The organism is Streptomyces graminofaciens, assembly GCF_030294945.1.
GTDB lineage: Bacteria > Actinomycetota > Actinomycetes > Streptomycetales > Streptomycetaceae > Streptomyces > Streptomyces graminofaciens.
Genome location: NZ_AP018448.1, coordinates 4,791,727 through 4,809,807, shown reverse-complemented (window position 1 = coordinate 4,809,807; position 18,081 = coordinate 4,791,727). Strand labels below are relative to the sequence as shown.

The 18,081-nt window shown below is 70.2% G+C and carries 13 protein-coding genes; 5 read left to right on the top strand and 8 right to left on the bottom strand.

The window, feature by feature from the left end; genetic code table 11:
• Nucleotides 1-71 precede the first annotated feature (71 nt).
• From SGFS_RS20315 to SGFS_RS20305, 3 genes are all read right to left on the bottom strand, one after another.
• The gene (locus SGFS_RS20315) at nucleotides 72-710 is read right to left on the bottom strand and encodes a TetR/AcrR family transcriptional regulator (protein WP_286252202.1); all 639 of its coding nucleotides are present in this window, start codon (nucleotides 708-710) and stop codon (nucleotides 72-74) included.
• Nucleotides 711-897: 187 nt separating this feature from the next.
• Entirely contained in the window at nucleotides 898-1,791 is an 894-nt protein-coding gene (locus tag SGFS_RS20310) for an aldo/keto reductase (RefSeq protein ID WP_286252201.1), read from the bottom strand.
• Between the two features lies 1 nt (nucleotide 1,792).
• Nucleotides 1,793-2,725, bottom strand: coding sequence for an NAD-dependent epimerase/dehydratase family protein (locus SGFS_RS20305; RefSeq protein WP_286252200.1), 933 nt, complete (start codon nucleotides 2,723-2,725; stop codon nucleotides 1,793-1,795).
• Nucleotides 2,726-2,770: 45 nt separating this feature from the next.
• Here SGFS_RS20305 and SGFS_RS20300 point away from each other — a divergent pair, with 45 nt between their 5' ends.
• The 5 genes from SGFS_RS20300 to SGFS_RS20280 all read left to right on the top strand — a co-directional run bounded on the left by SGFS_RS20300 (nucleotide 2,771) and on the right by SGFS_RS20280 (nucleotide 7,929).
• The gene (locus SGFS_RS20300; RefSeq protein WP_286252199.1) at nucleotides 2,771-3,280 is read left to right on the top strand and encodes an Lrp/AsnC family transcriptional regulator; all 510 of its coding nucleotides are present in this window, start codon (nucleotides 2,771-2,773) and stop codon (nucleotides 3,278-3,280) included.
• Nucleotides 3,281-3,309: 29 nt separating this feature from the next.
• Nucleotides 3,310-3,696: a MerR family transcriptional regulator gene (locus SGFS_RS20295; RefSeq protein ID WP_286252198.1), complete on the top strand. Its 387-nt coding sequence runs from the start codon at nucleotides 3,310-3,312 to the stop codon at nucleotides 3,694-3,696.
• A gap of 14 nt (nucleotides 3,697-3,710) precedes the next feature.
• A complete protein-coding gene (locus SGFS_RS20290; RefSeq protein ID WP_286259987.1) occupies nucleotides 3,711-4,025 on the top strand; it encodes a thioredoxin family protein in 315 nt (104 codons plus the stop codon).
• A gap of 133 nt (nucleotides 4,026-4,158) precedes the next feature.
• The gene (locus tag SGFS_RS20285; RefSeq protein ID WP_434027601.1) at nucleotides 4,159-6,462 is read left to right on the top strand and encodes a HelD family protein; all 2,304 of its coding nucleotides are present in this window, start codon (nucleotides 4,159-4,161) and stop codon (nucleotides 6,460-6,462) included.
• A 54-nt stretch (nucleotides 6,463-6,516) separates the two neighbouring features.
• Nucleotides 6,517-7,929, top strand: coding sequence for a cytochrome P450 family protein (locus SGFS_RS20280; RefSeq protein WP_286252197.1), 1,413 nt, complete (start codon nucleotides 6,517-6,519; stop codon nucleotides 7,927-7,929).
• Between the two features lie 169 nt (nucleotides 7,930-8,098).
• Here SGFS_RS20280 and glgB read toward each other — a convergent pair whose 3' ends face one another.
• From glgB to SGFS_RS20255, 5 genes are all read right to left on the bottom strand, one after another.
• Complete coding sequence (glgB, locus tag SGFS_RS20275) at nucleotides 8,099-10,687, bottom strand: 1,4-alpha-glucan branching enzyme (protein WP_434027599.1); 2,589 nt, start codon at nucleotides 10,685-10,687, stop codon at nucleotides 8,099-8,101.
• A 61-nt stretch (nucleotides 10,688-10,748) separates the two neighbouring features.
• Nucleotides 10,749-12,341, bottom strand: a complete 1,593-nt coding sequence (locus tag SGFS_RS20270) for a maltokinase N-terminal cap-like domain-containing protein (protein WP_286252195.1) — start codon at nucleotides 12,339-12,341, stop codon at nucleotides 10,749-10,751.
• A 94-nt stretch (nucleotides 12,342-12,435) separates the two neighbouring features.
• Nucleotides 12,436-14,136 (bottom strand): maltose alpha-D-glucosyltransferase, encoded by a 1,701-nt coding sequence (gene treS, locus SGFS_RS20265; RefSeq protein ID WP_286252193.1) that lies wholly within the window; start codon nucleotides 14,134-14,136, stop codon nucleotides 12,436-12,438.
• On the bottom strand, nucleotides 14,133-16,280 hold the full coding sequence (locus SGFS_RS20260; protein ID WP_286252192.1) for an alpha-1,4-glucan--maltose-1-phosphate maltosyltransferase: 2,148 nt from the start codon (nucleotides 16,278-16,280) through the stop codon (nucleotides 14,133-14,135). Before SGFS_RS20260 ends, treS begins: the two co-directional genes overlap by 4 nt.
• A gap of 248 nt (nucleotides 16,281-16,528) precedes the next feature.
• On the bottom strand, nucleotides 16,529-17,767 hold the full coding sequence (locus tag SGFS_RS20255; RefSeq protein WP_286252191.1) for a S8 family peptidase: 1,239 nt from the start codon (nucleotides 17,765-17,767) through the stop codon (nucleotides 16,529-16,531).
• Nucleotides 17,768-18,081 lie beyond the last annotated feature (314 nt).

The following is an 18,081-nucleotide window of genomic DNA, read 5'->3' as shown; positions in this document are numbered from 1 at the left end:
GAGAACGCCGAGCGGCCGGATCCTCCCCCGTAGATCCGGCCGCTCGGTCTTTTCTGTTCTCAGGTCCGTTCTCAGGTCTGCTCGGAGGTCTGCTTGGAGGCCATGTTCACCACCAGCGCGGTGGCCGTGTCCGTCGGCACCCCCGCCCCCATCAGCATCGTGACCGCCGCCGAGCGGCCCGCCTCCGCGGCGGGCAGCAGCCCGTCGTTCACCGCCTCCATCAGGGCGAACAGGGTCTGCTCGTGTACGTACGACAGGGCCGGCGCCGGCAGCGGAGAGGTGAACGCGCCCTCGTCCAGACCCCGTCGGAGCAGGGCGACGGCGGCCTCGCGGACCGGGGCGAGCCGTTCGCGGATGCCCTGGACGGTGACGCTGCGCTGGGCCAGGGCGACAAGCAGCCGGTAACGGTCGGCGATCTCCCAGGTGGCCAGGACCGAGCGGGTCAGCTCCTCCGCCGGGTCGTCGACGCCCTCGCGGCTGACCGCCTGGGCCGCCGCCACCGCCTCCACCGCCTGGTCGACGAGGGTGCCGACCAGGGCCTCGCGGTTCGGGAAGTGGCCGTACACCGTGCGCCGTACGACACCTGCGGCGCGCGCGATCTGGTCCATGGACGCGTCGGGGTCACGCAGCAGCTCGGCGAGCGCCACATCGAGGATCCGGCGGCGGTTCGCGTCGGCACGGGTGGGGTTACCGGGGGTCATGTGAGCCATTGTGCCCGCGTCGGCTTGTCGGCTCCGGGTGGGTGGGTGGGGGTACAAAAGCACGGGGCGCAGCCCCGGCTTTCAGGGGAGCGGGGAACTGCGCGAGCAACCCACCACAACCCGCACCCGCCGACACACCTCACCCACCCCTGACCACCGCCGACCTCACCCACCCCTGACCCACCGCCGACACACCTCACCCACCCCCGACCACCGCCGACAACCGCCCCACCTCCCCCTCCGTCAGCTCCAGCCCCGCCGCCCCCGCCGAGTCCCGGACGGACTCCGGGCGGCTCGCCCCCGGTATCGGTACGACCGTCGGCGACAGGGCCAACAACCAGGCCAGGCAAACCTGTTGAGGGCTCACTCCACGCTCCCGGGCCACCTCGTGGAACGCGCCGAAGGCGACCGGTGAGCTCCGCCCGGACGGACCGTCCAGCGAACTCCGCGATATCCCACCCAACGGACTCCACGGCAGAAACGCCAGCCCCGATTCCTCGCACAGCCGCAGCTCGGCCTCGCTGTCCCGGACGGCGGGCGAGTACCGGTTCTGCACCGACACCAGCCGGTCGCCCAGTATTCGCCGGGCCGTGCGGATCTGGCCGGTGTCCGTGTTGGAGAGGCCGGCCAGGCGGATCTTGCCCTCGTCGAGGAGGTCGCGCAGGGCGCCGACGGAGTCCTCGAAGGGGACGGCGGGGTCGGGCTTGTGGAGCTGGTAGAGGCCGATGGCGTCCACGCCGAGCCGCTTGAGGGACGCCTCGGCTGCCGTCTTCAGATGACGTGGCGAGCCCGACACCGTCCAGCTCCCGTCGGCCGGTCTGCCCCGGCCACCCTTCGTCGTGACGAGGACGTCGGCCGTGTCGCCGCCGTAGGAGGCGAGAGCACGGGCCACCAGCCGTTCGTTGTGGCCGGGTTCGGCGCCGGGGAGATGGTACGAGTCCGCCGTGTCGATCAGGGTGACACCGGCGTCCAGCGCCGCGTGGACGGTCGCCGTCGCCCGCGTCTCGTCGGGGCGGCCCTCGATGGACAGCGGCATCGCGCCGAGCCCGATCGCACTGACACGAAGGTCGCCGAGGGTGCGGTACCGCATGTCAGACGTCGCCCTTTCCGAGAGTCTCGGCCACCGCGCCCGGAAGCCATTCCCGTACGTCGCCGAAGGAGAAACCGAGCCGTTCGGCCCGGGAGTTGTCCATGCCGTAGGAGCGGAAGAAGGAGAACGGGGAGACCTCGCCGACCTCCACGGGCTGGAGGACCGCCTTGCCCGCCGGGACGTGCGCGGCCACCGCCTCGCACAGTTCCCCGGTGTTCAGCACCCCGTGGGAGGCGGCGTTGACCGGACCAGTGAAGTCCTCGCGGGCCGCCCACGCCAGGAAGTCCGCGATCTCCTCGACGTGGATGTACGTCGCCGGGTGGTTCACGGCGGGCACGGGGATCGGTTCGCCGGCGCGGAGCCGGTCGGCGTAGTAGTCGAGCCGGCCCGTGAAGTCGTCGTCCCCGCCCAGCACATGGGCCACCCGGACGGCCGTGTACGGGAAGGGCGGGTCGGCCGCGAACACCGCCTCCGCCTGCCGCTTGCCCTCGCCGTAGTGCGCCTCGCGGAACTCCGGCTCGTGCCAGGGGAGTCCGAGATCGACCGGCACCCCGAGCGGGTCGACGGCCGTCTCCCGTACAGGGGCCGCCGAGTCCTCGTACTCGTACACCTCGACCGTCGACGTCAGCACATACCGGCGGGTGCGCCGCGCGAAGACGCGGCGGGCGATCGCCGCCTGGAGCGGTGTGTAGCAGACCTGGTCGATCACGACGTCGAAGGTGCGGGCGCCGAGCGCCGTATTCAGCGACTTCTCGTCGTCGCGGTCGGCGACGAGGTGAATTGCGCCCGGGGGTGGCGGGGACGATCCGCGATTCAGTACCGTCACCCGGTTCCCGGCGGCCAGCAGGCGGGCGATGAGCCGCTTGCCGAAATAGCGGTTTCCGCCGATGACCAATATCTTTCGCACCTCTGGTGCCTTTTCCGTGATCGTCATGACCATAATTCTCCCGGCGTACATCCACGTCCTGAAGGGGGAACCATGGGAGTTCAGGCCGCCGCACCGAAAGAACCACGGCATCTGCGGGCCGCCACCGGCGAAACATCGGTGGCCTTCGACGCGCTGGACCGGCAGATCCTCCAACTGCTCCAGACCGACGGGCGGATCAAGCTCAGCGAGCTGGGCCGCCGGGTGCGGCTGAGTCCGGCGGCGGTCACCGAGCGGGTGCGAAGGCTGGAGGCCGCGGGCGTGATCAGCGGCTACGGCGCCCAGGTGGTCCCGGCCCGCCTCGGCTACGGCATCCAGGCGTTCATCCGGGTCAACCCGCACGGCGGCTACAACCTCAAGCACCCCCGCACGCTGGAGCTGATCGCGCGCCCGGAGATCACGGAGGTGCACCACGTCGTCGGCGAGGACTGCTGGATCCTCAAGGTCGCCGTCCGGGACACCGTCCACCTGGAGGAGGTCCTGGAGGAGGTCTCCGCGCTGGGGCGCACGACGACGTCCATCGTGCTGACCTCCCCCGTGGAGCGGAAACCGCTGTTGCCTTGACGTCGGCGTCAAGGACTACGTTCGTACGCATGCGAATCGGCGAGCTGGCCGCTCGGGCCGGGACCACGACCCGGACGCTGCGGTACTACGAGGCACGGGGGCTGCTGCCCGCCCGGCGCGGCGGCAACGGATACCGGACGTACGACGAGAGCGATCTGAAGCTGCTCCGGCAGATCCGGACGCTCCAGGACTTCGGGTTCGACCTGGAGGAGACACGGCCCTTCGTGGAGTGTCTGCGGGCCGGTCATCCGGAGGGCGACTCCTGCCCGGCCTCGCTCGCGGTCTACCGGCGCAAGCTCGACGAGCTGGACGCGCTGATCGGCGAGTTGCAGGCCGTACGGGCGGAGATCGGAGTGCGGCTGGCAGCGGTCGAGGAGCCACCACCGATGTGCGAACTGGGAGGGCAGGAGCTGTGATCAAGGCGGCGGGTGTGGCCGAGGTGACCGACGCGGACTTCGCGGCGGAGGTGATCGGGGCGGAGCTGCCGGTGCTGGTGGAGTTCACCGCGGACTGGTGCCCGCCCTGCCGGCAGATGGGGCCGGTGCTGAGCGCCCTGGCGGCGGAGGAGGGCGACCGGGTGAAGGTGGTGCAGCTGGACGTGGACACCAACCCGGGGACGACCAACGCCTACAAGGTGCTGGCGATGCCGACGTTCCTGGTGTTCAAGGGCGGTGAGCCGGTGAAGTCGATGGTCGGGGCCCGGCCGAAGCGACGGCTGCTGGAGGAACTCGCCGAGGTGCTGTAATACCGGCCCGAACAGAAGAAATCCCCCGAGCGAATTGCGCTCGGGGGATTTCTTGACGTATCTTTGATGATTCGCGACTTCATGTGGGAGTGGTCGCGGAAAAGTTCAATGAGCAGAGTATATCGGGCCGGGAGTGGAATTGTCAAACACCGACTTTCCAGACAGTGAATTGCGTCGGGAGCAGGAATTCATCGACTCGCTGTACGCGCGCGTGGACGTGCTGCGCGGCGACACCGAGGTCTCCGTCACGGACGCGCTGGCGCAGGGCAACACCCCCCAGCAGGCCCGCCTGGAGCGGGACATCCTGGTCGCCGAGCGCTCGGGGCTGCTCGCCGCGCTGAACGCCGTCGACGGTTCGCTCTGCTTCGGCCGGATCGACCTCGCCTCCGGCGTCAGCCACCACATCGGGCGGATCGGGCTGCGCCGGGACGACGCCGAGCGCACGCCGATCCTCATCGACTGGCGGGCCGGGGTCGCCCGTCCCTTCTATCTCGCCACCGGCCACACCCCGATGGGCCTGCGCCGCCGCCGGCATCTCACCACCGACGGCCGCCGGGTCACCGCCCTGCACGACGAGATCCTCGACCTCGGCGACGAGACCCGCACCGGGCACGAGGACCCCTCCGGCGACGCCGTGCTGCTGGCCGCGCTCAACTCCGCCCGCACCGGCCGGATGAGCGACATCGTGCAGACCATCCAGGCCGAGCAGGACCGCATCATCCGCGCCCCGCACCAGGGCGTCCTGGTCGTGGAGGGCGGCCCCGGCACCGGCAAGACGGCCGTCGCGCTGCACCGGGCCGCGTATCTGCTGTACGAGCAGCGTGAACTGCTCGCCAAGCGCGCCGTCCTCATCGTCGGCCCGAACCCCGCGTTCCTCGGCTACATCGGCGAGGTGCTGCCCTCCCTGGGCGAGACGGGCGTCCTGCTCGCCACGGTCGGCGAACTGTTCCCCGGCGTACGGGCCACGGCGGCCGACACCCCGGCGGCGGCCCGTGTGAAGGGCGGCGCCGCCATGGCCGAGGTGCTCGCCGCCGTCGTACGAGACCGGCAGGCGCTCCCCGACCCGGTCATCGCCATCGAGCACGACCGCGAGGTCCTCATGCTCGACGACGACCTCGTCCGGGTCGCCCGCGAACGCACCCGCGAGGCCAAGCTCCCGCACAACGCGGCCCGCGAGCACTTCGAGGGCTATGTCCTCAACACCCTCACCGACATGGTCGCCGAGCGCATCGGTACCGACCCGTACGACGGCTCCAACCTCCTCGACGCCAGCGACATCACCCAGATCCGCGACGAGCTGGCCGAGAACCCCGAGGTCTGGTCCGCGATCGACCGGTTGTGGCCCCGGATCACCCCGCGCCGCCTGGTCGCCGACTTCCTCGCCGAGCCGGACGCGTATCTGTCGCGGGAGGACGCCGACGCCGTACGCCGCCCGGTCACCCGCGCGTGGACCGTCGCCGACGTACCCCTCCTCGACGAGGCGGCGGAACTGCTCGGCGAGGACGACCGGCTGTCCCGTGCCCGCGCGGAACGCCGACGGGAGACCCAGATCGCGTACGCGCAGGGCGTGCTGGACGTGTCCTACGCCTCGCGCACCTACGAGTTCGAGGACAAGGAGGACGGTGATCCCGACGCCTCGGAGGTCCTGTCGGCCCACGACATCATCGACGCCGAGCGGTTCGCCGAGCGGCACGAGGAGGACGACCACCGCAGCGCGGCCGAGCGGGCGGCGGCCGACCGGACCTGGGCGTTCGGACACATCATCGTCGACGAGGCGCAGGAGCTGTCGCCGATGGCCTGGCGGCTGCTGATGCGGCGCTCGCCGACCCGCGCGATGACCCTGGTCGGCGACCCGGCCCAGACGGCGGAGGCCGCGGGCGTCGGTTCCTGGGCCGACATCCTCGCCCCGTACGTCGAGGACCGCTGGGAGCACACCCGTCTCGGCGTCAACTACCGCACCCCGGCCGAGATCATGGAGGTCGCGGCCGCCGTCGTACGCGCCGCGGAGCCGGACTTCGAGCCGCCGAGCTCGGTGCGGTCGACGGGAGTACGGCCGTGGGCGCGTCGGTCGGCCGCCGGGGAGCTGCCCGCCGCGGTGGCCAAGGCGGTCGCGGAGCTGACCCCCGCCGAGGGACGGCTCGCGGTCATCGCGCCGCGCGAGCTGCACCGGGCGCTGGCGGCCCGCCTGGACGGGGTGACCGCCGGCGCGGAACCGGACCTGACCAGGACCGTCGTCCTTCTCGACCCCCGGCAGGCCAAGGGCCTGGAGTTCGACTCCGTCCTGGTCGTGGAGCCCGGCCGGTTCGGCACCAGCGATCTGTACGTGGCGCTGACGCGGGCGACGCAGGCGCTGGGTGTCGTGCACGAGGGGGACCTGCCGGCGCCGCTGGCGGGGATGACGGTCACCCCAGGTGCATCAGGGATCACCAAGCCGTAACAGTTCGGGTCATCGTCACTGCTTGTGCAGGTGGGATGCGGTATGCGTGTCGGCATGGAAACACATCCGTTCGCGGCCGCTCCGGCCGACAGCCCCACGCTGGAGTCGCTGAGCGTGGAGCCGTTGCTGACCTCGGAGTTCGACGTGGATCCGGGGAGCGTGTACGAGCGACTGCGGCGTACGTACGGCCCGGTGGCGCCCGTGGGTCTGATGGGCGTACCGGCTTGGTTGGTCCTCGACTACCGCGAGGTGCTGGAGGTCCTGCGCAACGAGAGCGTGTGGCGGCGGGACGTACGGCACTGGCGGGCCCGCGCGGAGGGGCGGCTGCCGCAGGACTGGCCGCTGCTCGCCGGGTACGAGGTACGGCAGACGATGTTCTTCGACGACGAGGAACACCGGGCCGCGCGGCAGACGTACCACTCGGCGATGCGGCCCTTCCAGGACGGCCACAGCCCCGAGGGGTGGGAGCTGAGGGCGGCCGTCGCCCGGTACGCGGACGAGCTGGTCGGGATGCTGGCCGCCGAGTCCGGGCGGGTCGGTTTCGCGGATCTGGCGGCGCAGTACACACGGCCGCTGCTGCTGATGGTCACGACCAAGCTGTTCGGCTGCCCGGTGGAGCTGAGCGACGAGATCGTCATGGACCTGTGGCGGATGCTGGACGGGGGGCCGGACGCCGGGCCGGCGACGGGGCGGGTGCTGGGCGCGATGACCCGCCTGGCGGCGCACCGCCGCTCGCGACCGGGCGAGGACCTGACCTCGTACATGCTGCTCGCGGACCCCACGCTGAGCGACGAGCAGCTGGGCCGTGAGCTGTTCATGAACGCGGTCTATCTGAACGACATCACGGGGAACATGGTCTGCAACACGCTGCTGGAGGTGTTGCGCGGCAACGCGAGCGTGCGGCGGAGCCTGTCGGCCGGGCAGGTCGGCGAGACGGTGAACCGGGCGGCCCTCGCGAATCCGCCGACCGCCAATCTCTGCTTCCGGTTCGCGGCGCGGGACGTGCGGCTGGGGAACTTCTGGATCCGGGCCGGTGACATCGTCTCGCCGTCGGTGGCCTCCGCGCATCGGGACCTGCTGGCCATCCAGTCGTCCCACCTCGTCGACTCCGCGATCAGTACGCGGGCGCATCTGGCGTGGGGGGCTGGGCCGCACCAGTGCCCCAGCGCCGCGCGCGAGCTGGCCGGGACGATCATGACGACTGCTGTCGGCCGCATCTTCGAACACTTCGCCAAGGCAGAACTGACCCTGCCGCCGGACCAGTTGCCGTGGCGGTCGGGGCCGGTGGTGCGGGGGCTGCGGCTGCTGCCGGTCCGGTACGAGTTGAGCGCGGGGGTGGTTGTGCCCGGGCCGCCGGAGGGCGCGGAGAAGACGGACGGGGTGGTCGCCGTGCCCGAGGCCGAGCGGCAGAGGAGCGGGTTGCTGGGGGCGTTGCGGAGGATGATGTTCGGGGGGCGGAAGGCCTGACGGGGTGCCGGGCGGATTTTCCTCACCCCCGCCGCCCCTACCCGTTCCCATCCCTGGGGGCTGCGCCCCCAGACCCCCCGGGGCGCTTGTTCGACTGCGGGCCGGTGGGGGCTTGTCGCGCAGTTCCCCGCGCCCCTGAAGGGCGCGGGGAACTGCGCGAGCCAGGAAATCAGGCGGGGCGAAGCCAGACCGTCGACAGCGGCGGCAGAGTGAGGCGGACGCTGGCGGAGCGGCCGTGCCAGGCCTGGGGCTCCGGCTTCACCGGATCCGCGTTACCGACGCCGCCACCCCCGTACCGCTCCGCATCCGTGTTGAGCACCTCGACCCAGGCCGGCACCTCCTCCGGCACCCCCAACCGATACTCCTCCCGGACGACCGGCGAGAAGTTCGAGACCGCCAACACCGGCGAACCCTCCGCGTCGTACCTCAGGAACGCCAGCACATTGTCGTCGGCCGCGTCCCCGGTCACCCACTGGAACCCGTCCGGCTCGGTGTCCCGCTCCCACAACGCAGGGGTGTGCCGGTAGACCGCGTTGAGGTCCCGGACGAGGTCCCGAACCCCCCGGTGGTCCGCCTCCGCCCCGTACGCCGGATCCAGCAGCCACCAGTCCGGCCCGTGCGCCTCCGACCACTCCGCCCCCTGCGCGAACTCCTGCCCCATGAAGAGGAGTTGCTTGCCGGGATGGGCCCACATGAAGCCCAGGTACGCCCGGTGGTTGGCCCGCCGCTGCCACCAGTCGCCCGGCATCTTCGACACCAGCGAGCCCTTGCCGTGGACGACCTCGTCGTGGGAGATGGGGAGCACGTAGTTCTCGCTGTACGCGTACACCATCGAGAACGTCATCTCGTTGTGGTGGTGCTTGCGGTGGACGGGCTCCTTCGCCATGTAGCCCAGCGAGTCGTGCATCCAGCCCATGTTCCACTTCAGGCCGAAGCCGAGACCCCCGAAGCCGCCCGGCCCGGTGTGGTGCGTGGCGCGCGTGACGCCGTCCCAGGCGGTCGACTCCTCCGCGATGGTCACCACCCCCGGCACCCGCCGGTACACCGTCGCGTTCATCTCCTGCAGGAACGCGACCGCGTCCAGGTTCTCCCGGCCGCCGTGCTCGTTCGGCGTCCATTGACCCGGCTCACGCGAGTAGTCCAGGTACAGCATCGAGGCCACGGCATCCACCCGCAGCCCGTCGATGTGGAACTCCTCGCACCAGTACACCGCGTTCGCCACCAGGAAGTTCCGCACCTCCCGCCGCCCGTAGTCGAACTCCAGCGTTCCCCAGTCGGGATGCGCCGCCCGCGACGGGTCCTCGTGCTCGTACAGCGGACGCCCGTCGAACTCGGCCAATGCCCAGTCGTCGCGCGGGAAGTGGGCCGGCACCCAGTCCATCAGTACGCCGATCCCGGCCCGGTGCAGGGCGTCGACCAGGTACTTGAAGTCGTCGGGGGTGCCGAGCCGGGCCGTGGGCGCGTAGAAGCCGGTGACCTGATAGCCCCAGGAGCCGCCGAAGGGGTGCTCGGCCACGGGGAGCAGCTCGACGTGGGTGAAGCCGAGGTCCTTCACGTACGCCGGGAGCTGCTCGGCCAGTTGGCGGTAGGTCAGGCCGGGGCGCCAGGAGGCCAGGTGGATCTCGTAGACCGAGAAGGGGGCCTGGTGGACGGGGACGTCCGCGCGCCTCGTCATCCACTCCCCGTCGCCCCACTCGTAGGCGGACGCGTGGATGATCGACGACGTGTTCGGCGGGGCCTGCGTGTGGCGCGCCAGCGGGTCGGCCCGGAGGGTCTTCGAGCCGTCCGGCCGCGTGATCTCGAACTTGTAGAGCTCGCCGTCGCCGATCCCGGGCACGAACAGCTCCCACACCCCGGACGACCCCAGCGAGCGCATCGGATAGCCGCTGCCGTCCCAGAAGTTGAAGGTCCCGGCCAGCCGCACCCCGCGCGCGTTCGGCGCCCACACCGTGAAGCGGGTACCGGTCACACCCTGGTGGGTCATGGGCTCGGCGCCCAGCGCCCGCCACAGCTCCTCGTGCCGGCCCTCGCCGATCAGGTACAGGTCCAGCTCGCCGATCGCGGGCAGGAAACGGTACGCGTCCTCGGTCTCCTGCACGCTCTCCTCGTACGAGACGAGCAGCCGGTACGAGGGGGGCACCTCCCGCAGCGGCAGCAGCCCGGAGAAGAAGCCGTCCCCGTCGTCGTGCAGCTCGGCCCGCAGCGAGTCCACCACCACGCTCACCCCGAGCGCGTACGGCCGGAACGCCCGGAACACCACGCCCCCGGGCGCGGGGTGCGCCCCCAGAACGGAGTGCGGATCGTGATGCGTGCCCGAGACCAGCCGCTCACGGTCACCGCCGTCGACGGCCGGGGAGAAGGCGGGGGCCACCCCGGGGGCCTTGCGGGGCTTGGGCACCTTGGTGGTCTTGGTGGCCTTGGTCGCCTTGGCGGTCTTCACCGCCTTCACGGCCTTCACCGCCTTGGCCGGCTTCTTCGCGGCGGTCTTCTTGGCGGGGCTCGTCGTGGCGGCGGCTGTCTTGCTCGCGGTCTTCTTGGCGGTGGCCTTCTTCGCCGGGGCCTTCTTGGCGGTGGCCTTCTTCGCGGGGGCCTTCTGCGCCGGTGTCTTCTTCGCGGTCGCCTGTTTCGCCGTCGCCTTCTTCGCCACGGTCTTCTTCCCGGCCGTCTTCCTGACCGCGGGCCTGGCCTCGACGGTCTCGTTCTGCGCGTCTGCGCCGGTGTGCTGCGTGCTGTCCTCGGACGGCGGACGGGGAGTCACAGGTACGGCCTCCTACTGAGCGTGGACGTTGACGTACGTGGGTGTGGGCGGTGGATCGGGGTCAGGGAACATCGGCACCGGCGGCCAGCCGACGGACCGCCGTCAGCGGGACCTGGAGCCAGTCGGGGCGGTGGCGGGCCTCGTAGAGGACCTCGTACACCGCCTTGTCGGTCTCGAAGGCGCGCAGCAGCACGGGATCGGTGCGCGGATCCGCCCCGGCGACCTCCGCGTACCCGGAGCAGTACGCGGCCCGGCACAGGGCCGCCCAGTCGGTGGCCGGTGGCTGGACGGAGTGCGCGGCGTAGTCGAAGGAGCGGAGCATTCCGGCGATGTCGCGGGCGACGGGCTGGGGCATCCGCCGCTCGGCGAGCGGTTTGGCCGGCTCGCCCTCGAAATCTATGAGAGACCACTCGCCGGAAGGTGAAGCAGAAGCAGAAGCAGAATCGGATGCGGATGCGGATGCGGATGCGGAAACGGAAGCAGGACCGGCATCGTCACCGACACCGGAGGGCGACCGCAGGCACTGCCCCAGATGCAGATCCCCATGGATGCGCTGGGCCGTCCACGAGCGCCCCTCGGCCGCCAGATCCGCGAGCGCCTCGAAGGCCGTGTGCAGCCCGGGCGCGTAGGGCCGGAGCGCCGGTACGGCCTGGGCGGCGGCGTCCAGCCGTTCGGTCATCCCGTCGACGAGCGCCTCCAGTTGGGCCCGGCCGAAGGTGACCGTCGGCAGGGCCCGGGCCAGAGCCGTGTGGACCTCGGCCGTCGTGCGTCCCAGCGCCCGCGCCTCCGCCGTGAAGTCCTCCCCCTTGGCCAGCACGCTCAACGCCAGCTCCCAGCCGTCGGCAGCGCCCTGGAGATACGGTTGGAGCACCCCCAGTACATGCGTCCCGTCACCCGAGACGGAACCAGAACCAGAACCAGGACTGGAACCAGAACCAGAACCGGAACCGGAAACGAAATCAGAACCTGAAGCGGAGCCTGAACCTGAACCATTGCCGCCCACGGAGTCCAGGTCCGCCAGCATCCAGGCCGCCGGCGCCGGCACCCGGCGGCACCCCTCGCGCGACAGCAGCAGCGGCAGTTCCAGATCGGGGTTGGCGCCTGCCACGACCCGGCGGAACAGCTTCAGAATGAACGTATCGCCATAGACGATCGACGAGTTGGACTGCTCCGAGGTCACCAGACGCGGCACGAGATGCTCCGCGATCCGATGGTCCAGGTCCCGCTCGCAGCGCAGCTCGCCGACGCGTGCCTCCGTCCGCAGCGCCTCCAGCAGCACATCGGCGAGCCGGGGGTCGTGCAGCGCGTCGTACACCGTGCGCCCGGCCAGCGGTCCCTCGGTCACATGGCCGATCAGCGCGGGTGCGAGCCGGGGCGGCAGGGTCTCGCGTACGCCGATCAGCAGCTGGTAGCAGTCGGCGGGGACGGCGGGCGCGCCCTGGGCCGGTACGAGGGGCTGGTGGGTGCGTACGAGAAGGTGCAGCAGGCCGAGGTTCGAGTCCAGCGGCAGCAGTTCGGTCGCCGCCACCGGGGTGAACCCGGTGACGGGGCGTCCTTTGCCCGCGAACCACCGCTGCCGCGGCAACCACTCCCGCAGCAGCGGGTCCAGCCAGCCAGAGCTTTTCGCGATGGTGTGCGTGACGGCTTCCGACATGGCGTCGTGTCCTTTCCCCGGGGAGGGCGGGGCGTTCCTGTTGGCGTGCCCCGGGCGGGCCGGGGGAAACCGCCCCGCCCGGGTTCCGGATGGGCTACACGGGGTCCTTTCGCAGGCGGAACCAGTAGAAGCCGTGGCCCGCGAGGGTGAGGAGGTAGGGCAGTTCGCCGATCGCTGGGAAGCGGACGCCGCCGATGAGTTCGACGGGGTGGCGTCCCTCGTAGGCGCGCAGGTCGAGTTCGGTGGGCTGCGGGAAGCGGGAGAAGTTGTTCACGCAGAGCACCAGGTCGTCCTCGTACTCGCGGAGATAGGCGAGGACGGCCGGGTTCGACGAGGGCAGCTCGTTGTAGGAGCCGAGTCCGAACGCCGGGTTCTGCTTGCGGATCTCGATCATGCGCCGGGTCCAGTGCAGGAGCGAGGACGGCGAGGACATCGACGCCTCGACGTTCGTCACCTGGTAGCCGTAGACCGGGTCCATGATGGTCGGGAGGAACAGCCGTCCCGGGTCGGACGAGGAGAAGCCCGCGTTGCGGTCCGGGGTCCACTGCATCGGTGTGCGGACTCCGTCGCGGTCGCCGAGCCAGATGTTGTCGCCCATGCCGATCTCGTCGCCGTAGTAGAGGATCGGCGAGCCGGGGAGGGAGAGCAGCAGGGCGGTGAACAGTTCGATCTGGTTGCGGTCGTTGTCCAGGAGTGGGGCCAGGCGCCTGCGGATTCCGATGTTGGCGCGCATACGCGGGTCCTTCGCGTATTCCGCGTACATGTAGTCGCGTTCTTCGTCGGTGACCATTTCGAGGGTCAGCTCGTCGTGGTTGCGCAGGAAGATGCCCCACTGGCAGCCGGACGGGATCGACGGGGTCTTGGCGAGGACTTCCGAGACCGGGTAGCGGGATTCCCGCCGCACCGCCATGAAGATGCGGGGCATGACGGGGAAATGGAATGCCATGTGGCATTCGTCGCCGCCGCTGGGGAAGTCCCCGAAGTAGTCGACGACGTCCTCCGGCCATTGGTTGGCCTCCGCCAGGAGAACCGTGTCCGGGTAATGCGCGTCGATCTCCTTCCGCACCCGCTTCAGGAAGTCATGGGTGGCGGGCAGGTTCTCGCAGTTCGTGCCCTCCTGCTGGTACAGGTACGGCACCGCGTCCAGTCGGAAGCCGTCGATGCCCAGGTCCAGCCAGAACCGCAGCGCCGAGACGATCTCCTCCTGCACGGCCGGGTTCTCGTAGTTGAGGTCCGGCTGGTGGGCGAAGAAGCGGTGCCAGTAGTACTGCTTGCGGACCGGGTCGAAGGTCCAGTTGGAGGCCTCGGTGTCGACGAAGATGATGCGGGCGTCGTCGAACTGCTTGTCGTCGTCGGCCCAGACGTAGTAGTCGCCGTAGGGGCCGTCGGGGTCCTTTCTCGACTCCTGGAACCAGGGGTGCTGGTCGCTGGTGTGGTTCATGACGAAGTCGATGATGACGCGCATACCGCGTTGGTGGGCGGCGTCGACGAATTCCACGAAGTCGGCGAGGTCGCCGAACTCGGGGAGGACGGCGGTGTAGTCGGAGACGTCGTAACCGCCGTCGCGCAGGGGGGATTTGAAGAAGGGCGGGAGCCAGATGCAGTCGATGCCCAGCCACTGCAGATAGTCGAGTTTGGCGGTCAGGCCCTTGAGGTCGCCGACGCCGTCGCCGTTGCTGTCCTGGAAGGAGCGGACGAGGACTTCGTAGAAGACGGCGCGTTTGAACCAGTCCGGGTCCCGGTCCTTCTGCGGAGTGTCCTCGAAGGTGTCCGGAACGGGTTCGTTGACGATCATTGTGTGGGTGACCCCCCGATCTGCGGGTTGGACGGTCGCAGGACGGTCAGTACGTGCGCGGGCGCGCGGCCCGGTTCGAGACGTACGTAGTTGTTCCTGCCCCAGGTGTAGACCTCACCGGTGAGCTCGTCGCGCACCAGCACGGACTCGTGCCAGTCGAGGCCGAGCCGCGGCATGTCCAACGAGACCGTCGCCTCATGGGTGTGGTGGGGGTCGAGGTTCACGACCACCAGAACCGTGTTCGAACCCGCGCGCTTCGAGTAGGCGATCACCGCCTCTTGGTCGGCGTGATGGAAGTGCAGGTCTCGCAGTTGGCGCAGAGCCGGGCTCCGACGCCGGATCGCGTTGAGCCTGCCGAGCAGTGGTGCGATCGTACGTCCGTCGCGTTCCGCCGCGTCCCAGTCGCGGGGCCGGAGTTGGTATTTCTCGGAGTCCAGGTACTCCTCGCTGCCGGGTTTCAGTGGGGTGTTCTCGCACAGTTCGTAGCCGGAGTAGACGCCCCAGGTGGGGGAGAGGGTCGCGGCGAGGACCGCGCGGAGTTCGAAGGCGGGGCGGCCGCCGTGCTGGAGGAACTCGTGGAGGATGTCGGGGGTGTTGACGAAGAAGTTCGGCCGCATGTAGGCGGCGGCCTCCCCGGACAGTTCGGTGGCGTAGTCGGTGAGTTCCTGTTTGGTGTTGCGCCAGGTGAAGTAGGTGTACGACTGCTGGAAGCCGGCCTGGGCGAGGGCGTGCATCATCGCCGGGCGGGTGAAGGCCTCCGCCAGGAACACCACGTCCGGGTCGGTGCCGTTGACCGCGGCGATCACCTGTTCCCAGAAGACGACCGGTTTGGTGTGCGGGTTGTCCACGCGGAAGATCCGCACGCCGTGGTCCATCCAGTGCCGCAGCACCCGCACGGTCTCGGCGATCAGGCCGGGCATGTCCGCGTCGAAGGCGATGGGGTAGATGTCCTGGTACTTCTTCGGCGGGTTCTCCGCGTACGCGATCGAGCCGTCGGGGCGGTGATGGAACCACTCCGGGTGCTTGTGCACCCAGGGATGGTCCGGGCTGCACTGGAGGGCGAAGTCCAGCGCCACCTCCAGACCCAGGCCCCGCGCCTCACCGACGAAGAAGTCGAAGTCCTCGATCGTGCCCAGGCCGGGGTGGACGGCGTCATGGCCGCCCTCGGGCGAGCCGATCGCCCACGGCACGCCGACGTCGTCGGGGGTCGGGGAGAGGGTGTTGTTGCGGCCCTTGCGGAACGTCGTCCCGATCGGGTGGACCGGCGGCAGGTAGATGACGTCGAAGCCCATCTCCGCGATCGCCGCCAGCCTGCGCGCGGCTGTGCGGAAGGTGCCGTGGGGCTGCTCGGGGGTGCCCTCGGAGCGGGGGAAGAACTCGTACCAGGAGCCGTACAGGGCCCGTTCCCGCTCCACCAGCAGCGGCAGCGGATCGCTGCTGGTGACCAGTTCCCGCAGCGGATACAGGGCCAGGACCTCGTCCACCTCCGGCGTCAACGCCGCCGCCAGGCGTGCCGCGGCCGAACGGTCCGTGTCCCGGAGCGCGTTCGCGGCGGTGAGGATCACATCACGCCTGCCCCGGTGCTTCGGGGCCCCGGCGGCAGCGCGCTCGTACAGCCGTGCGCCCTCCTCCAGGACGAGTTCGGTGTCGATGCCGGCCGGGATCTTGATCTTGGCGTGATGCCGCCAGGTGGCGACCGGGTCGCCCCACGCCTCCACGGTGTACGTCCAGTTCCCCTCGGCCGTCGCGGAGACGGTGGCGCCCCAGCGGTCGGAGCCGGGGGCCAGCTCACGCATGGGGGCCCAGGGGCCCGGGCGCCCCTCGGGGTCGCGGAGGACGACATTGGCGGCGACCGCGTCATGGCCCTCGCGGAAGACCGTCGCGCTGACCTCGAAGGTCTCGCCCACCACCGCCTTCGCGGGGCGTCGGCCGCCCAGGACGAGCGGGCGGACGTCGAGAACCGGTATCCGCCCTATGGCCGGGGCGTACGACGTGTCAGACGCGTCCGGGGTGTCTGGAGGCGTGGCGAGGGGGGTGGGCGGGCTTGTGCGCGCCCGGCGTGCGGGGCGTGCGTCGGGGGCGTTCGGCGTCGCGGTGGTGGCGCTGGGCGTCGGAGGTGCTGACGAGTGGTGCGTGGCGGGCATGGCCGCTCCTGTCCGCGTCAACGTGGGTGGGCGGATGAAGGGGTGGGGAGGTGGGGCCTGCGGGACGTACCGGAGGAGCCTTCCCACCCTGAGCGGGTGGGCATTCCGGCACTTTGTTAACTACTCACGCGTATGTCTACACACAAGACCGGCCTCGTCCCAAGGGGACGAGGCCGGTCACTGTACTAGCCGCCGGTTAAGGGCGGTTGTCCTCTGATGTCACCGGGATCGTTCGTGATTCCCACTGGTCACAGTAGGTTCAGGACTTGCAGGAGTTTGTTCGGTGAGCCGATTCCCCGGCTCGTCACCTTGCCCGAAACCGCCCGTTCGACCAGCGCCTTGCTCACCTCGGCGGGCGCGGCCCACGGATGTTCGGCCAGATACAGCGCCGCAGCGCCCGCCACCTGCGGGGCGGCCATCGACGTGCCGGAATGGGTCGCCTTCGCGGTGTTGCTCGTGTTCGACGCGGAGGTGATCGACACGCCGGGCGCGAACAGGTCCAGGCTCGCGCCCCAGTTGGAGAAGTTCGCGCGGGCGTCCCCCTTACCGGTGGCGCCGACGGTGATCGCCTGCTTGACGCGGGCCGGCGAGTACAGACTCGCGGCGAGCCCGTCGTTGCCCGCGGCGACCGCGTAGGTCACCCCGGACGCGATGGAGTTGCGTACGGCGGCGTCGAGCTGGGCGTTGGCCAGGCCGCCCAGGCTCATATTGGCCACGGCCGGCTTCCTCGCGTGCTGGGTGACCCAGTCGATACCGGCGATGACCTGGGCGGTCGTGCCCGAGCCCGCGTCGTCCAGGACGCGTACGGCGACCACCTCGGCCTGCTTGGCGACGCCGTACTTGGTGCCCGCGACGGTCGCGGCGACATGCGTGCCGTGGCCGTTGCCGTCCTGGGCCTTCTTGTCGTTCTGCACGAAGTCCCAGCCGTAGCTGGCCCGGCCGCCGAAGTCCTTGTGGGAGATCCGGATGCCGGTGTCGATCACGTACACGGTGGCGCCCCGGCCCGCCGACTCCGGCCAGGTGTAGCTCTTGTCGAGGGGCAGGTCGGTCTGGTCGATCCGGTCGAGGCCCCAGGACGGCGGATTTGGCTGGTTGTGGTCGTAGCGGACCTCGGTGTCCTGGACGACCGAGGCCACACGGGAGTCCGCCGCGAGCCGCCTGGCCTGTTTCTCGCCCGCCTTCACGGAATATCCGTTCAGGGCAGAACCGTACGTGTGGCGTATTTTCGCCCCGTACTTCCGCGCTATGCCCTTTCCGGACTTCGACGGAGCCTTCGTCCCCGCCTTGAGAGTCACTATGTAACTGCCGCTCACGGAACCGGGATCTCCGGCGCCGAGCACGACCCCCTCCGGTGCGGCGTGCGCGGGCAGGGCGACGGCCGAGAGAACCGCGGCCGTGATGACCGCCGTGAGCCATCCTGCCCAGCGCGGACGCCTCTTTCTCCGCTGTTCGAAGTGGAGCGCGAGTGGCTGCCTGTGTGGCTGCATGCGTGACTTTCCCCCTCCTCGACTCGGCGCGGGGCGGCCGAAGTCCGCCGAGCGCGGACCATGACCGCCGGTACGCCACACGGCAGCCTCTCGTGCGGTGCGAAGTGTCACAAGGTCGAGCAGAGGGGCGGAATCGGCCATATCGCCCGTGAGGTACACGTGAAGGATGCGGCGAATTCCGGACTGAACGTCCCCGGGGGGACTGGGCGGCGGGGCGGCCGGGGTACGGATGCGGCCGTGGTTGCCATGGCTCCCACATCGATCCCTCATTCATTTGTTCCAGTTGGTCTGGTTGCCGAGCCCTCCGCGCCGCT

Excerpts from the sequence above, each read along its gene's own strand:
- SGFS_RS20310 (WP_286252201.1), bottom strand. The coding sequence starts at position 1,791 with ATGCGGTACCGCACCCTCGGCGACCTTCGTGTCAGTGCGATCGGGCTC.
- treS (WP_286252193.1), bottom strand. The coding sequence starts at position 14,136 with ATGATCGTCAACGAACCCGTTCCGGACACCTTCGAGGACACTCCGCAG.
- SGFS_RS20280 (WP_286252197.1), top strand. The coding sequence starts at position 6,517 with ATGGAAACACATCCGTTCGCGGCCGCTCCGGCCGACAGCCCCACGCTG.
- SGFS_RS20255 (WP_286252191.1), bottom strand. The coding sequence starts at position 17,767 with ATGCAGCCACACAGGCAGCCACTCGCGCTCCACTTCGAACAGCGGAGA.
- SGFS_RS20305 (WP_286252200.1), bottom strand. The coding sequence starts at position 2,725 with ATGACGATCACGGAAAAGGCACCAGAGGTGCGAAAGATATTGGTCATC.
- SGFS_RS20260 (WP_286252192.1), bottom strand. The coding sequence starts at position 16,280 with ATGCCCGCCACGCACCACTCGTCAGCACCTCCGACGCCCAGCGCCACC.
- SGFS_RS20300 (WP_286252199.1), top strand. The coding sequence starts at position 2,771 with ATGGGAGTTCAGGCCGCCGCACCGAAAGAACCACGGCATCTGCGGGCC.
- SGFS_RS20270 (WP_286252195.1), bottom strand. The coding sequence starts at position 12,341 with ATGTCGGAAGCCGTCACGCACACCATCGCGAAAAGCTCTGGCTGGCTG.
- SGFS_RS20295 (WP_286252198.1), top strand. The coding sequence starts at position 3,310 with ATGCGAATCGGCGAGCTGGCCGCTCGGGCCGGGACCACGACCCGGACG.
- SGFS_RS20315 (WP_286252202.1), bottom strand. The coding sequence starts at position 710 with ATGGCTCACATGACCCCCGGTAACCCCACCCGTGCCGACGCGAACCGC.